The organism is Alteromonas sp. BL110, assembly GCF_003443615.1.
GTDB lineage: Bacteria > Pseudomonadota > Gammaproteobacteria > Enterobacterales > Alteromonadaceae > Alteromonas.
This window is the reverse complement of the sequence record NZ_CP031967.1, coordinates 650328-665752: the sequence shown is the minus strand read 5'-3', so window position 1 is coordinate 665752 and position 15425 is coordinate 650328. Positions and strand designations below refer to the sequence as shown.

Annotated in this window: 15 protein-coding genes; 14 read left to right on the top strand and 1 reads right to left on the bottom strand. The window is 44.2% G+C overall.

The genetic code is table 11. The features are described 5' to 3' along the window. Positions 1-143: 143 nt before the first annotated feature. The 13 genes from D1814_RS02980 to flgL all read left to right on the top strand — a co-directional run bounded on the left by D1814_RS02980 (position 144) and on the right by flgL (position 13044). Complete coding sequence (locus D1814_RS02980; protein WP_118490033.1) at positions 144-1073, top strand: chemotaxis protein CheV; 930 nt, start codon at positions 144-146, stop codon at positions 1071-1073. 15 nt (positions 1074-1088) lie between these two features. Next, complete coding sequence (locus D1814_RS02975) at positions 1089-1919, top strand: CheR family methyltransferase (protein WP_118490032.1); 831 nt, start codon at positions 1089-1091, stop codon at positions 1917-1919. Positions 1920-2121: 202 nt separating this feature from the next. Next, entirely contained in the window at positions 2122-2556 is a 435-nt protein-coding gene (gene flgB / locus D1814_RS02970; RefSeq protein WP_118490031.1) for a flagellar basal body rod protein FlgB, read from the top strand. A 2-nt stretch (positions 2557-2558) separates the two neighbouring features. Next, a complete protein-coding gene (gene flgC, locus D1814_RS02965; protein ID WP_118490030.1) occupies positions 2559-2981 on the top strand; it encodes a flagellar basal body rod protein FlgC in 423 nt (140 codons plus the stop codon). Positions 2982-3012: 31 nt separating this feature from the next. Further along, the gene (flgD, locus tag D1814_RS02960; RefSeq protein WP_118490029.1) at positions 3013-3699 is read left to right on the top strand and encodes a flagellar hook assembly protein FlgD; all 687 of its coding nucleotides are present in this window, start codon (positions 3013-3015) and stop codon (positions 3697-3699) included. A 14-nt stretch (positions 3700-3713) separates the two neighbouring features. Then, positions 3714-5099 carry a flagellar hook protein FlgE gene (gene flgE, locus D1814_RS02955; protein WP_118490028.1) on the top strand — a complete coding sequence of 462 codons (1386 nt, stop codon included), beginning with the start codon at positions 3714-3716 and terminating at the stop codon, positions 5097-5099. Positions 5100-5324: 225 nt separating this feature from the next. Further along, complete coding sequence (locus D1814_RS02950; protein WP_118490027.1) at positions 5325-6068, top strand: flagellar basal body rod protein FlgF; 744 nt, start codon at positions 5325-5327, stop codon at positions 6066-6068. A 46-nt stretch (positions 6069-6114) separates the two neighbouring features. Further along, the gene (flgG, locus tag D1814_RS02945; protein ID WP_014997599.1) at positions 6115-6903 is read left to right on the top strand and encodes a flagellar basal-body rod protein FlgG; all 789 of its coding nucleotides are present in this window, start codon (positions 6115-6117) and stop codon (positions 6901-6903) included. A gap of 11 nt (positions 6904-6914) precedes the next feature. Then, positions 6915-7595, top strand: coding sequence for a flagellar basal body L-ring protein FlgH (gene flgH / locus D1814_RS02940; protein WP_118490026.1), 681 nt, complete (start codon positions 6915-6917; stop codon positions 7593-7595). A gap of 21 nt (positions 7596-7616) precedes the next feature. Next, entirely contained in the window at positions 7617-8732 is a 1116-nt protein-coding gene (locus tag D1814_RS02935) for a flagellar basal body P-ring protein FlgI (protein WP_118490025.1), read from the top strand. 60 nt (positions 8733-8792) lie between these two features. Further along, positions 8793-9743, top strand: a complete 951-nt coding sequence (flgJ, locus tag D1814_RS02930; protein WP_118490024.1) for a flagellar assembly peptidoglycan hydrolase FlgJ — start codon at positions 8793-8795, stop codon at positions 9741-9743. A gap of 27 nt (positions 9744-9770) precedes the next feature. Further along, a complete protein-coding gene (flgK, locus tag D1814_RS02925) occupies positions 9771-11813 on the top strand; it encodes a flagellar hook-associated protein FlgK (RefSeq protein ID WP_118490023.1) in 2043 nt (680 codons plus the stop codon). A 7-nt stretch (positions 11814-11820) separates the two neighbouring features. Beyond that, positions 11821-13044: a flagellar hook-associated protein FlgL gene (gene flgL, locus D1814_RS02920; protein WP_118490022.1), complete on the top strand. Its 1224-nt coding sequence runs from the start codon at positions 11821-11823 to the stop codon at positions 13042-13044. 6 nt (positions 13045-13050) lie between these two features. Here the strand turns inward: flgL and D1814_RS02915 are convergent, their stop codons facing one another. Beyond that, on the bottom strand, positions 13051-14025 hold the full coding sequence (locus D1814_RS02915; protein WP_118490021.1) for a hypothetical protein: 975 nt from the start codon (positions 14023-14025) through the stop codon (positions 13051-13053). Positions 14026-14264: 239 nt separating this feature from the next. Between D1814_RS02915 and D1814_RS02910 the strand changes: the two genes are divergently transcribed. Continuing rightward, positions 14265-15110 (top strand): flagellin N-terminal helical domain-containing protein, encoded by an 846-nt coding sequence (locus tag D1814_RS02910; RefSeq protein ID WP_118490020.1) that lies wholly within the window; start codon positions 14265-14267, stop codon positions 15108-15110. Positions 15111-15425: the final 315 nt, after the last annotated feature.

Genomic DNA, 15425 nt, shown 5'->3' with positions numbered 1-15425 from the left:
ATCGGCAGTGTTGAAATGCTGGTACAGCTTAAATAAACCTTAAGTGTCATTTTTCTGTCGTTTGACCTGCAAAAATTTAGTGATATTGTCTATTCTTATCATAAGAGGCAATGATCATGCCCAGTATTACTTAGAGGTGACCTATGTCGGGTATTTTAGATTCGGTAAACCAGCGAACGCAGCTTGTTGGGCAGAACCGCTTAGAGTTGTTGCTGTTTAGACTGAACGGCCGTCAGCGGTTTGGAATTAATGTGTTTAAGGTGCGAGAGGTGTTGCAGTGTCCTCCACTTACGGCAATGCCAAGATTAAATCCACTGGTTCGCGGTGTTGCACACATTCGTGGGCAAACAATTTCAGTTATTGACCTGAGTATGGCTACACGGGGTCGTAAAATTGAAGACCTTTCTAATGCATTTATCGTTATTGCTGAATACAACCGTTCTGTTCAAGGCTTTTTGGTTGGCGCTGTTGAACGCATTATCAATACTAATTGGGATGCCATTATGCCGCCGCCCCAAGGCACGGGGCGCGCCAGTTATCTGACGGCGGTTACAGAGGTAGAAAACGAACTCATTGAAATACTAGATGTAGAAAAAATTCTTAATGAGATCTCTCCGCTAAACGCTGAAGTTAGCGCTGACGTTGCTGAAGGGCTAACAACAGAAGGTCAAGAAAACAAAATTATCTTTATAGCGGATGACTCGGCGGTAGCGAGGAATCAGGTGAAAAAGGCGCTTACGTCATTAGGCCTTGAAATCGAGCTCGCTAAAAATGGACTTGAAGCACTTAATCGTCTCAAAGAAATTGCTGAAGAGTATGGCGACGTAACAAATCGCGTTGGTGTATTAGTTTCTGATATCGAGATGCCCGAAATGGACGGCTATACACTTACTGCAGAAATTAAGAATATTCCTGAACTTCAAAAACTTCATGTCGTTCTGCACACGTCATTAAGTGGGGTTTTTAACCAGGCAATGGTACAAAAGGTGGGTGCAGACGATTTTATTGCAAAGTTTCACCCCGACGAATTGGCGACTGCTGTGCAGAAGTGGCTGATGACCGAGTGCGAATAACGGAGCAGAAAAGGATTGGCTAATAAAGACGTTTCGCCTGCGAGCTATCTTAAGTTTAGAGAGTTTCTTGAAAAGCAATGTGGCATAGTTTTGGGCGAGAATAAACAGTATCTCGTCCGCAGCCGTTTGGCTTCGTTACTTTTTAAGCATAAATACGAATCTGCAGACGAACTGATTGATGTCGTTGTGCGCGGTTTTGATAGGTCCTTGTTACAGAGTGTTATCGACGCGATGACAACCAACGAAACATTATGGTTTCGCGATAATTACCCGTTTGATCTTCTTTTGAAGGATTTATTACCATCTTTATCAACTAAAAATCAGAAGATCCGTATTTGGAGTGCGGCTTGTTCGTCAGGGCAAGAACCTTACTCCATTGCAATGTCCGTGCTTGAGTATCAACGTCAACGTCCTGGTGCCTTAAGAGCGGGCGTTGAAATTGTGGCAACTGACTTGTCATCAGAGATGCTGCAAAAGTGTGAATCTGGCATTTATGACGAATTGTCTCTTGCCAGAGGTTTATCGCCACAGCGAAGGCAAGCTTTTTTCCAACAAAATGAAAAAGGGCTTATGCAGGTGAAGCCTGAAGTTCGCCGAATGGTAAACTTTAGAAGTTTGAACTTGCTGACAAGTTATGCCGCGCTCGGCCGCTTTGATATCGTTTTCTGCCGCAACGTATTGATCTATTTTTCAGCGGAAGTGAAACAAAAGATCCTGCAACAAATTGCCGGACAACTGCAGCCAAACGGCGTGCTATTTCTTGGCGCGTCAGAGTCTATAAGTGCTGCAAGCGATATCTACAGTATGGTGAAGTGTCATCCTGGCCTTTACTATCAAAAAAAATGATCTAACTTACCGGCTTGATAAATAAAGTTTTTTATAACTCAAGCCGAGTTACTAACCTCTATACACCCCGTCAAAATCTCATTGTGGCATTTGCCTTGCTAACTATTTCAACAAACGACAGTAAAACGGCAAAAGTTTAACGCTTCAATCCCCGTATATCTGTCAATACGAAACGTTTTCAAAGTATGTCAGAGGTCATGTTATGGCTATTAACCTAGATAAGCTGGTGGGCTTTCACGAGTCAGCACTCAAAATACGCACAGAGCGTATGGAGGTTATTTCAGGGAATTTAGCTAACGCAAATACGCCTGGTTACAAAGCCAGAGATATTGATTTTAACAAAGCCATGCAGTCAGCAATGAGAGAAGCCTCTGGTGGTAGCTCACAACATGCTTCTTCCGGATTGGTAAGGACAAATGAGCGCCACTTAGGCGGCAACCCTTCGTCCGTTGCGGCAAATTTTGACATGCAGTACCGCGTTCCTACTCAACCCGACACCGGCGACGGTAACACGGTTGAAGTTCAAGCGGAAAGAAACCGGTTTTTAGACAATGGATTGCGCTACCAAGCAAGCCTTGAATTTTTGAATGGAAAAATCAAAGGCATGAAAAAAGCACTTAGCTCAGGAGGTCAATAGTCATGAGTTTATTTAACGTAATGCAAATTTCGAGTACGGGTATGGAGGCGGAAAATGTCCGTCTTAACACCACGGCGAGCAATATTGCTAATGCAAACTCGGTAAGCAGCAGCTATGACGAAACCTATCGAGCTCGTCACCCTGTTTTTGCAACGGCGCTACAAGATGCCATGCGGGATCAATCAAAGGGCGCAGGTGTTCAAGTTAAGGGCATAGTCGAAAGTGATGCTCCGCTTCAGGTGGAATATGCGCCCAATAACCCAATGGCAGATGAAGAAGGTTATATCTACAAACCTAACGTCAACATTGTAGAGGAAATGGCAAATATGATGTCAGCGTCAAAAGCGTATGAAACTAACGTACAGGTAGCGGATACCACCAAGCGAATCTTTCGCCGCGTACTGCAGTTAGGTCAAGGGCAGTAATTTGCCGCTTGAATAATGTGAGGATTAATCAGTGAATACCATAAACAATACCGGCTTAAATACTGACCTGTACTGGCAGGAAGAAACTGTCAAAGTTGCCGATGGTACCGAGCAGCAGTTAACCCAGGAAGATTTCTTTTCAATGTTGACTGAACAGCTTGCTAATCAGGATCCTACGGCACCGGTTGATAACGATCAGATGGTGGCGCAGATGACGTCATTTACCATGGCAGACGGCATCTCCCAACTTAACGAAAAATTCGAATCGTTTGCGGCTTCAATGACATCGAATCAAGCGCTGCAGGCTTCAAGTCTCATCGGTCAGAACGTGTTAGTTCAAGGTAATGTCGGTTACATGGCGAACGAAGGAGAAGGGATCTCGGGCGTTATTGTTAACGAAAAAACGGTTCAAAATATGACAATTAGCATTGAGAACCAGTTTGGCGAAGTTATTAAAACCATTGATGCAGGTACGCAAAGTGCAGGCAACATTGAGTTTGAGTGGGATGGCAAAGATCAGCATGGTAACCAGATGGCACCAGGTGAATATGTTATCAGCGCTACTGGCGAGCTAAACGGTGAAGGTGTGCAGCTGAATACCGCCGTGAATCGTCATGTTGGAAGTGTAAGCTTGGCCGGCAGTGGTCAAGGCGTAATTTTGAATTTGGATGGTGATGTCAGTATCAATCTTGATGACGTCATTCAAATCGGCAGTTAGTAGGAGAATCAATAATGTCTTTTAATATTGCACTGAGTGGCGTTTCTGCCGCACAAAAAGATTTGGATGTAACCGCCAACAACATCGCAAACGTAAATACTGTTGGCTTTAAAGAATCACGTGCTGAATTTGGTGACGTTTATGCGGCATCACTACTTTCAGGTGGTAAAACGAAAGTGGGTGACGGTGTTCTTACCCAAGAAGTTGCACAGCAATTTTCTCAAGGTAGCCTTCAGTTTACCAATACATCGCTTGACTTGGCGATTACGGGTAACGGTTTCTTTGCTACGGTACCTGAAATTACGTCACGGGATTTCTCGTTTACTCGTGCCGGGCAGTTTAAGTTGGATAGTGACAACTTTGTGGTTAACAGTAATGGAGACAACCTTCTGGGCTTCCCAGTTAACTCTGATGGTACAAGCGCATCGGTTGCTCTAAGTACCACTGAGCCAGTGCGTATTCCCGATTCATCAGGTTCACCTGCGCAAACTTCAGAAGTTGATCTTCGTATGAATTTACCGGCCGGAGATGCTGCGCTAGATCCGCAAGATTTTGACCCAGAAGATCCGTTAACTTACAACGCGGCAACGTCAGTCACTGTATATGACTCTTTAGGTGATAGTCATGTAATGACTTACTACTTTATCAAGGATAATGCCGCAGGTGTAGATAACGAATGGTATGTTGCCACTGCAATCGACGATACCCTTGTGGATATGACTGATTCAACAGGTGCTGATACCGACCCTACTACAGCAGTTAACTCGGTAGGCGGTAATACAGGTAACGCAGTAACCGCATCTAAACTTATTTTCTCTCAAGGTGGTGATTTTTCTGGTATGGAAACGCCAGATGGCTTACCAACGCTAGATTTTAAAATGCAAACTGAAGCATTGGGTGCGGGTATTCTTGCAAATGGTTCGGATCCTACGCAGCAGATAAGCATAGACTTTAATCTTGATGTAAATAGCGCCACACCTAATGAACCGACTCAGTTTGCATCAGCCTTTGAAGTAACCTCACTAGAACAAGATGGTCTGCCAGTAGGCCGACTAACAGGTATCGATATCGGCCCCGATGGCTTAGTTCGTGCTACCTTCTCTAACGGTACATCTGAACCTATTGTTCGCGTTGCACTCGTTCGTTTCTCTAATGAGCAGGGCCTAACGCAAGAAAGCAGCACGCAGTGGAAAGAGAGTATTCTTTCGGGTGAGGCTCTAGCAGGTGAAGCAACAACCGGTACTTTCGGTGAGATTAATTCATCGGCCCTTGAACAAGCCAACGTTAACCTGACCACTGAGCTAATCGACATGATCATAGCTCAGCGTAACTTCCAGGCTAACTCTAGAGCACTTGAAGTGAACAACTCACTGAACCAGACTATTCTGAACATTCGATAGTTAAGGTAAAGGGCCGTTTATTAGAATATAAAAGCGGCAATACGTTGGCGTGTAAGCCTTCCATTATTACCGATATTTACAAGAGCCGCCCAACAGCGGCTCTTTTATTTTCCTTTAAATATCAACTTAATACCTTTCATATTTTCTAACTGACGTAAAAATCCACAGATTGGCATCGCCTTTGCAAAATCTTGTTTAAGGTTTAATCAGAGTCAAAAGTCAGTCATGGACAAACTTCTCTACATTTCAGCGAGTGGCGCATCCCAGGACCTATTAGGAACGGGGATTAGGGCCAATAACTTAGCTAACGCACAGACCACCGGATTTAGAGCTCAATTAGAGCAAGCGAGATCGATGCCGGCTTACGGCGAAGGTTTGCCAACCCGCGTGTTCTCTATGACTGAAAGCCCGTCAAATAACTATGAATCGGGCCCTATGATTAAAACGGACAGAGATTTAGACGTAGCCATTCAGGGGGATGGTTGGTTTGCGGTACAAGATAAAAATGGGCAAGAAGCTTATTCCCGTGATGGCAACTTCAAACTGGGCGACGACGGAATTTTGACAGACATTCACGACCGTGTGGTGCTAGGTGACAACGGGCCAATTTTTTTACCTGTACCACTTGATAACCTAAACATTGCCGCCGACGGCACTTTGTCCATGAGGCAGTTAGGCGCCCCTGCCAATGTTATTGAGGAAGTAGGCCGGCTTAAGTTAGTTTCTCCAAACTACGCTGATATGGAGCGAGGCACCGACGGCTTATTTAGAATGGAAGATGGTTCTATTGCGCCTGCTAATGCAAACGTCAAAGTGATGTCTGGCATGCTTGAAGGCTCAAACGTTAATGCTGTTGAAGAAATGGTCGACATGATAAGTCTTCAGCGCCATTACGAACTACAAGTCAAAATGATGAAGCAAGCTGAAAAGCTAGATCAAAGTGGCAATTCGTTGCTACGCATACTGTAAACGAATTTTTATTATCGTTGCCCCATGAGCAACGTCGGAGGTTAACATGCATCCAGCACTGTGGATTAGTAAAACCGGATTAGACGCCGCACAGACCGATGTGGCAGTGGTATCTAACAACCTAGCAAACGCATCAACCGTAGGCTTTAAAAAAGACCGCGCAGTATTTGAAGATTTGCTTTATCAGAATATCAATCAGCCGGGCGGTCGTTCCTCTGCTGATACAGAGTTGCCTTCTGGATTAATGCTTGGTTCAGGTTCAAAAGTGGTCGCTACGCAAAAAGCACATACGCAGGGTAACTTGCTCACCACTGAAAACGCGTTGGATATGTCAATTCAAGGCCGTGGCTATTTTGAAATATTACAGCCCGACGGCACTATTGCTTACTCAAGAAACGGTCAGTTTTCACTTAATGACCAAGGCCAAATTGTTACCTCTGGCGCTGGCTTCTTACTGCAGCCTGAAGTGGCTGTTCCAGAAGATGCACAGCAAATCACTATTTCTCAAGATGGTGAAATAAGCGTGAGCATTCGCGGACAAGCGGAACCCCAGGTATTGGGGCAAATGAATATCTCTGACTTCGTTAATCCAACGGGCCTTCAGCCAATCGGACAAAACCTGTTCGTGGAAACTGCATCTAGCGGAGCGCCAATTCAAGGTGTTCCCGGTCTTCAAGGACTAGGCTACATCTCTCAAGGCACGTTAGAAACGTCTAACGTAAACGTGACCGAAGAGTTGGTGAACCTAATCGAAAGCCAGCGCTTGTACGAAATGAACTCGAAGGTTATTTCGTCAGTTGACCAAATGCTTGGTCAAGTTATTCAGCAACTTTAATAGGTAGCGTCATGCGTATTTTAGGTTTATCTGCTGCATTACTGATTCTTGGTGGTTGCGCCAGTACAAGCGAACCGCCTGTTCAGGCGAATGATCCCTCGTTTGCGCCAGTAGTGCCAGATTACCCGCGTGAGACTGTGGTTGAAGATGGGTCATTGTTCCGTTCACATATGGCAAACAGTTTGTATTCTGATGTTACCGCGAGAAGAGTTGGCGATATTATCACAGTAACCCTTAACGAAAGTACGTCTGCGAGTAAATCTGCAGACACTTCTACAGCCAAAGATACCAATGTAAACCTAGACACTATAACGGGTCTTGGCGGTCAGGCTGTAAATATTGGCGGTCAATCTATTCAGTTAGGCATTGGCTCGTCACGCGATTTCACCGGTGATGCTGAAGCTAACCAAAGTAACAGTTTAGACGGTGCTATTTCGGTAACCGTTGTAGACGTATTACCGAACAATAATTTGGTTATTCGCGGTGAGAAGTGGCTAACGCTGAACCATGGCGATGAATACATCCGTCTAACTGGCATTATACGCCCTGCAGATATCAGTCCTGAGAATGAAATAGTGTCTACAAAGGTAGCCAATGCTCGCATTCAATATTCAGGCACGGGGACTTTTGCAAGAGCACAGGAAAAGGGCTGGTTAACTAAGTTCTTTGATTCAACTTGGTGGCCTCTTTAGGCTTTTGGTAGGAGAGTGGACATGCGTTTATTTTCAGTCGTATTAGCCGTCGTATTTGCACTGCTTTTATCTTCACAAGTAGCGGCGCAGCGTATTAAAGATTTAGCCAGCATACAGGGCGTTCGTAGTAACCAATTAGTAGGGTATGGTCTTGTAGTGGGTTTACCTGGCACAGGAGAGCAAAGCCCATTCACAGAGCAGAGTTTTAGAACTATGCTGAGTAATTTCGGCATCAGTTTGGATGCCAACACTAAGCCCAAAATCAAAAATGTTGCAGCGGTGGCTGTACATGCTGAATTACCTGCTTTTGCAAAACCGGGTCAGACGATTGATATTACGGTTTCGTCTGTAGGCGAAGCATCAAGCCTTCAAGGCGGAACACTACTTCAAACGTTTCTTCGTGGGGTCGATGGCAAAGTATATGCGGTAGCACAAGGTAGCCTAGTAGTGAGTGGTTTTGGCGCTCAAGGTGGCGACGGGTCTCGCATCGTAGTCAATACACCTACTGTTGGTAGAATTCCAAATGGCGCTATGGTTGAACAGTCGGTTCCTAGCGGTTTTGCCAATGGCGATACGCTAACCCTTAATCTTCATTACCCAGACTTTTCAACGGCCAAAGCACTTGCAGACACCATTAATGAACGCTTGGGTGCACAGCCTGAAAATGGCTACATCATTGCAAAGCCTATCGACGCCGCATCTGTAAGAGTAACTGCACCGAGGGACGTGGGCCAGCGGGTTGGTTTCTTGGCTACCTTGGAGAATTTTGAATTTACGCCTGCCGATGCACCGGCGCGCGTAGTAATAAACAGCCGTACAGGCACTATTGTGATTGGCAGCGACGTTCGTTTATTACCTGCTGCAATTACACACGGTGGCCTAACCGTAACGATTTCTGAAAACCAGCAGGTTGCCCAACCTAATGCATTTGCAGATGGCCAAACTGCCATTACCACCCAGTCTATTGTTGATGTGGACTTGGCTGATAGCAGGATGTTTAAGTTCGAGCCTGGCGTTACGCTAGACCAACTTGTACGCGCGGTAAATGAAGTAGGCGCGGCACCGGGTGATTTAATGGCCATTTTAGAAGCGCTACGTCAAGCGGGCGCTTTACGCGGTGAGCTTGTAATTATCTAAAGCGAACAGTCTTTAATAGCATCTGGTAGGAATAAAACGGGTTAGAGCGGAACAAATACGATGGAAGCACTTAGCACAAAAAATCAGCTTGATATGGCTCGCAATGTCCATGATATGGGCAGCATTAACAAAATGCGCGAAGCCATTGCGTCAGGCGATGAGACGGTATTGCAAGAAGCTGCTCAGCAGTTTGAGGCAATATTTGTGCAAATGATGTTGAAGTCTATGCGTAAAGCGCAAGATGCCCTTGCCGATGAAAATAGTCCGTTCAATTCTCAACAAGTGAAGTTTTACCGTGACATGCACGACCAGCAGCTGGCTACAGATTTGACATCAGGCGGTGGCCTGGGGTTAGCTGATGTCATTGTGAAACAGCTGGGTCAAACCGAAGATAGCTATACGCCAGCGAGCGTCATAAGAAGTGACGGCGATATTTCATCGCTAAATAGAAACCGTGAGTACAAGGTTGCTGAGGCACTAGATTTAGCACTTTCCTCTAATTCGATCAAAAGCCAGTCGGCGCAAAAAGATGTCATGTTCAAAAGTCCCGAAGACTTTGTTGAGAGCCTTATGCCTATTGCTGAAAAAGTAGCGGCAAAATACGGCATGGATCCGAAAGCGATCATTTCTCAGGCTGCGGTAGAAACAGGCTGGGGAAAATTCGTTATCCACAAAGCTGACGGAAGTAGTTCACACAATCTGTTTGGTATCAAAGCGAACAAAGGATGGCAAGGAGAGCAGGCCGTAGTCGATACACTGGAATTCAACAATGGACTACCCCAGAAACAAAAAGCTGCATTCAGATCCTATTCATCGGTAGAAGAGGCAATGGAAGACTACGGACGCTTTATTACCTCACAGCCTCGCTATAGCCATGCTGTGGAAAATGCTTCAAATGCTGCACGTTACACAAGTGCGCTCCAAGACGCGGGTTACGCTACTGACCCTGAATATGCCAGCAAGATAATGGCTGTTTACAACAGCGAACGTCTTAACGCGCTAATGCCATAGTTTAGGGCCATAGATGAGGAGAAAGCAGTGAGTTCTGTTGATTTATATTCATTAGCCACAAGCGGCGTAAACGCTAGCAGCAAGTTACTTCAAACTACAAGTAACAATATTGCTAATGTTAATACACCTGGCTATGTTCGCGAGCGCACTGAGCTTCAAAACAGTCAAGTTTTTGGTGTGGAGATTGGCAATACTGAGCGTATTATCAATGTGTTTGCGCAAAATCAGCTACGCCGCGATATCACCGCAGTAGGGGAACTCGAAGCCTTTTCTAGTAAAACTACAGCAATCGATAATCTTTTAGCCAGTGAAGCAAACTCAATTTCTCAAGGCCTGAGCGAATACTTTTCAGCCTTACAAACCGCCGCTGATGATCCGACAAACCTTGCATCTCGTGAACAGGTACTTAGTAAATCTGAATCCCTCTATAACCGAATGAGAACCTTGTCGGATTACATGCTTGAAAAAGAAGAAGAACTCAATTTAGAGGTCACTTCAATGGTAAATAGAGCGAATACTCTGATAGGCAACATTGGTGATTTAAATCGCAATATTGTTATTGCAAATGGCAACAATACTAGCGACCAGCCTAGTGCTCTCCTTAACGAACGAGATCAGGCGATAGACGAGCTTGCCTCAATAATGGGAATTACGGTAAAGGAGAGTACCACCCAAAACGGCGCTGTTACTATTAATTTAACATCGGGCGAATCGCTGGTTCTTGAAAACGGCGCATTCAATCTTTTTGAGTTAAGTTCAAATGCTGATTTGACAACCAAAGAGATCAAACTAGAGACTAATTTTGGCTCACAAACTAAAAACGATGCTTCAATACGCGTTGTCGAAGATGACTTAGGCGGGGCATTAGGTGGCTTGTTCAAGTATCGCAATGAAGTTTTAGGCCCTACGATGCGTGATGTAGGTCAGCTTTCGGTCGCTTTTGCCGATGCGATGAACACACAAAATAAATTGGGTATGGACCTAGATGGGCAAATAGGCGGTAATATTTTCGACATTCCTTCTTTCAGAGGGCTAGCCTATGAAGACACCAATGGCGATTACGTAGTTACAGCACAGGTAACTGAAGGCAAGGGCGCGGAATTAACTGACGCCGATTACAAAATTGAAGTGACGGCCGTAGCCGCTGGTGTACCTAGTGAAATAGAAGTCACATTTTTAAATCCAGACGGCACGCCTAAAAAAGACGGTTCTGGCAATGATATTATTTATTCAAACTTTGCAGTAACCCCTGGTTTTAATGAGTTACCTGGAGGCATCGAAATAGACTTTGCGGGTAGCGATCCTTACACCGTGGGTAACGAGTTTTTGATTCAGCCAACAAAGGATATTGCTTCAAATATAAGTTTAGATACAAATCGCCCAGAAGATTTAGCCTTCGCCAATCCGGTAAGAGCTGGGGCTAACAGTACAAACTTAGGCAGTGCTAACGTAATAGATGTAACTGTTTCTAATACGGAAGTGGGAACCTCTGCTTTTGATGGAGCGGGTGGCCTTTTAAACTCAGCACCAGCTCAAATTAACTTTACGGCTGCAGATACCTATGAAGTGTTAGATGGAAGCGGGACGGTTTTAGCTACTGTAACGGGTACAACGGATTTAACGAATCTTATCACTCAAGCGGGGATAAGCCCTGATCCAGGTTTTGATTTAAGCTTAGATGGTGTGCCAAAAGCAGGTGATAGCTTTTCAATTAGCTATAATACAGATGGTTTCAACGATAACAGCAATGCGCTTAATTTAGCTGCTCTTCAAAATGAAAATAAAGTTCAGGTGAGCAGTGAAGCAACCAATACGCCAAGAACTTTTCAAGATGCCTATGCGTCTATGGTAGGGCGCATTGGTGAAGATGCATCCATGGCAAGTGTCTCATTGGCTTCGGCTGAAGCGATGAAAGTTCAGTCTGAAAATTGGTTTGAGTCAGTGTCGGGCGTAAGCTTAGACGAAGAAGCTGCTAACTTGATAAAATATCAGCAGAGCTATGCAGCTGCAGCACGTATTTTGTCTACGGCCCAAGAATTATTTAATACCATTTTGCAATCGGCAAGGTAGGTGAGCTATGCGTATATCAACAAATCAAATTTATGATCAAAACATGCGCTCGATTATGCAAAATCAGGGCGATTTGGCAAAGACTCAAGAGCAACTATCAACTGGCAAGCGCATTATCACGCCAAGTGATGACCCTGTTGGTGCCGCGAAAGTACTGCGCTTAACCGAAGAAATTGACGAGCTTACTCAGTTTCAACGCAATAATGATTTGGTAACAGGCTCGCTTGAGCAGCAAGAAGCCGTTCTTACAAATATCACTAACTCAATTAACCGTGCGCGAACGCTTATCGTTCAAGCGGGAAATGGGATTTTAGACGATCCCGACAAGCGTGCTATTGGCTCAGAGTTAGAGCAAATAAAGCTTGAGATATTTGATTTGATGAATACACAAGACGCAGACGGTAATTATCTTTATGCCGGTTTTCAATCTGGGAATCAGGCGTTCACTTACAATCCAGCCTCAGGTGGAAATGCCATTACTTTCTCTGGAGATGCTGGCGTTAACTTCATCCAACTCTCTAATAGTTCGAAAATTCAATCAACAAGCAACGGTTATGAAGTTTTTGAAAATGTATTATCTCGTTTTAATTTTTCGGTTACTGGGAGTACGGTGGGGTCTTTAGATGGTGCCACCATTTCAGAGCAAGGCACTTTTGATACCTTTTTTAACAATAACTATGACGCGCAGAATAGCTCGAATAACGATTTTCGAATAGACTTTTTGGGCTCAGGTCAGGCACAACTTGTTAATCAAAACAGCGGTGCAGTTATCGACACAGTGGGCTACACGTCTGGTGAACCGTTTACGATTAAAGGAATGCAGTTTGATGCTGTCGCCGCGCCGGGTACGAGCATCGATTTTTCTCTCGATCAGCCAGAGAAAAAGAGCATGGCGCAAACCATTCACGAAGTGCAAACACTACTATCAGATAGCACCATTAATCATAGCGCATTACAGGACGCTATTGCCGATGCTTTAGTGGGTTTAGATAACGGTTTAGAAAAGATATCACTTGAGCGTGCGTCTATAGGTAGTCGACTTAACATTGCTGAAAGTACTTATGAAAGTAATTTGGATATGGAAATTGCGGCCAAAGCACAACGCTCTTCTATTCAAGATGTTGATTACGCTGAGGCTTCAACTGAATTTGCTAAGCAGGAAACAGCTTTAAGCGCGGCGCTAGCTACATTTCCACAGGTATCAAACTTGTCGCTATTTAACTATATCTAGTCAGTGTTAAAAGAGCGTTTTAATGCCTTTAATCTTGCCCAGATAAACCCTGGCTTGATTGTCGACATGACTCGAATAGTAGGATATGTAAAGAAGATCGTTATCTAATACCAGACCCGGATAACTAGTATCACCACAGCTTGGCATTGTTAGTACTTCGGTGAGCTTTTTGCTCTTGGCATCGAAATGCCAAATACGCGTTGAAAACCGCCGTTTTTCCCAATTTACGTGCCGGCCGGCGACCAAAAATGTGGTAGCGTTTAGAGCCACGGCGCAGGGTCCACCAATATAAATGCCTAAATCACACCAATCCCACTTTGTATAAGGTGGTCTAGACGTGCCAAATTGGGCGGAAAACGTATCAGCGTCTCGTCTTAAAAATACGCTTGCTTTTCCGTCACCGTCAAACAAAAGAGAAGCTTCATTCGGAAAACCTTTATTGTTTTTTGCTAGGCCAAAAACGCTTGATTTATGAATGCGCATGGCTCGTGTTGGGTCGCCTTCATACAACGTAATGTGATCAGCTGGGCGATGATAAGCGAAACCGAACGCTTTGTTGTTAGTCCATTGCGGTTTCCATATCCACCAACCATTATCTCCAAACCAATGTTTACTAGACCAAGATTTTCCATTGGTGGTGAAAATACTAAGCATTTTTGTGTGGGCTTGATCGTTTTCATCAATAGTCTTTGCAAAGGCCGTTAATATCACCCTATGCCCGTCGAACATCAGTTTAGGATCTCTTAAGTCTGTACCCGGTTCGTTAACCAAAACCTTACTGACAATCTCAGACGTTTTTTTATTAACCGTAAGGATAACTATTACGCCATCTTTACTCACATGGTCAGTTGCTTGGCGATAACAGCACAACAGTGAATTGCTACTTTTGTCGAAAGGATTTTCTATCAAATCAGTAAAGGCTGCATGTATAGCGGGCGGTGAGATACGACAAATTTCAACTAATTTAAGTTTTTTATTCAATTGAAATCTCCTTTAAAAATCTGATGTTTAGTGAAAGATTCTAGCGCTTTGAGCGGCAATATATTACCGCTAATCGGCAAATATCGTAATTTTTTCTAAAGAGAATTTATATGTTGTCGATACAGTTTCTGAGAGAGCCAGTTCATCAATTACCCCTCAGGTCTTGATGACTACTAAAACAAAACGTCGGAAATTCCGACAGCCAGCGCACGCTGGACTGAGAGTGTAGGAGAGACTTTATGTCTATGTTCGTTAATACCAATGTATCCTCATTGAATGCCCAGCGTCAGCTTTTTGATGTAAGCAATTCTTTGAGCACGTCTTTTGAGCGTCTATCTTCAGGCTTCCGTATCAACAGCGCTGCTGATGATGCCGCAGGTCTACAGATCACTGACCGTATGACTTCGCAAATTGAAGGTCTAAACCAAGCTGTACGTAACGCTAACGATGCGATTTCACTGTCGCAGACTGCTGAAGGTGCGTTATCTGAAACAACAACAGCACTTCAACGTATTCGTACACTAGCTATTCAATCACAAAACGGTATCAACAGTTCTGCTGACCGTGCAGCGCTGCAAAAAGAAGTTTCTGCATTACGTACAGAAATTTCACGTATCGCTACAACAACTGAGTTTGCTGGTGTAAGTATTCTATCTGGTGCATTTTCTGCCTCGTTCCTCGTAGGTGCGAACGCGGGTCAGACAATTTCAGTTAATTTGTCTACACCTACTCTAGCCGCTGCTGGCGTTTCAGGTTTTGGTCCATCAGGTCTAGGTATTGGTGCAGGTGATGTTCTTACTGCAGAAAATGCCTCAACTATTCTTGATAATGTAGACAGCGCAATATCTGCGATTGGTAGCTTACGTGCCGATTTAGGTGCCTTACAGAACCGCTTCCAGTCAACTATCCGTAACCTAAGCAACATCTCTGAGAACGTATCGGCTGCACGTTCACAGATTAAGGATACCGATTTCGCTACTGAAACCGCTAACTTAACGCGTAACCAGATCATTCAGCAGGCAAGTACTACTGTATTATCACAGGCTAACCAGCGTCCACAGGCTGCATTACAGCTTCTAGGTTAATCGTAATTAACGTGAAGCCAGGAGGTAGTGCTCTAGTTCACGTGCGTTTAGAGCTGGTCTTTTAAAGGCCAGCTTTTTATATCCCAGCCATTTCATTGTTATAAAGCCCACCCACACCATATTTGTGCCTTCAATTCATTCCCTAAAACACTGAAGTTATTCGGTTTTTTTTGGTCATCTTCTTTTTTGTCTAAAAATTTTAAAAAACATCTAAAGTAAAAATCGATCTTTGACGATAACTATTACAAAGGGGAGATAAACAATGTTTCTATCCTCTACGCTCCTAAAACTGATGTTTAAGAGCGCTAGAAGCAC